Source organism: Ferrovum myxofaciens, assembly GCF_000735045.1.
In the GTDB taxonomy this organism is placed as follows: Bacteria; Pseudomonadota; Gammaproteobacteria; order Burkholderiales; family Ferrovaceae; genus Ferrovum; species Ferrovum myxofaciens.
In genome coordinates, this window is sequence record NZ_JPOQ01000484.1 from 1 (window position 1) to 332 (window position 332).

Genomic DNA, 332 nt, shown 5'->3' on the forward strand with positions numbered 1-332 from the left:
TCTTCAGCGGGAGGGGTGGGCTTGGCGGGTTTGTTCCGGGAATGGGCAGCGACGGTCTGGGTGTCCGGGGCAGGAAGCGGAGTATTGCCTTCCCCACCCAAGTCACTGAAGGCCAGTTGGAGGCTGTATAGGCGGGGTTGCGGCGTTCCGACTTCTGACCGAAAAGATGGCGTCTAAACCATTCCAGTTGCCTTTTGAGCAGGGAGATTTCTTCCTGTTGGCGTGCATTGACGGCCATCAAAACCACGTTTTGTTCAATGATATTGGCGGCGGTTTTGAGGGCGTTTGACATGACAGAATTGTACCACGAATCAATCGGTTGTGATCGATTT

Annotated in this window: 1 protein-coding gene; it reads right to left on the minus strand. The window is 54.2% G+C overall.

Annotated features, from left to right (window positions below; all coding sequences use genetic code 11):
- Positions 1-292: hypothetical protein (locus tag IV91_RS16365; RefSeq protein ID WP_035418857.1), on the minus strand; the 292-nt coding region annotated here is incomplete at its 3' end.
- Positions 293-332 lie beyond the last annotated feature (40 nt).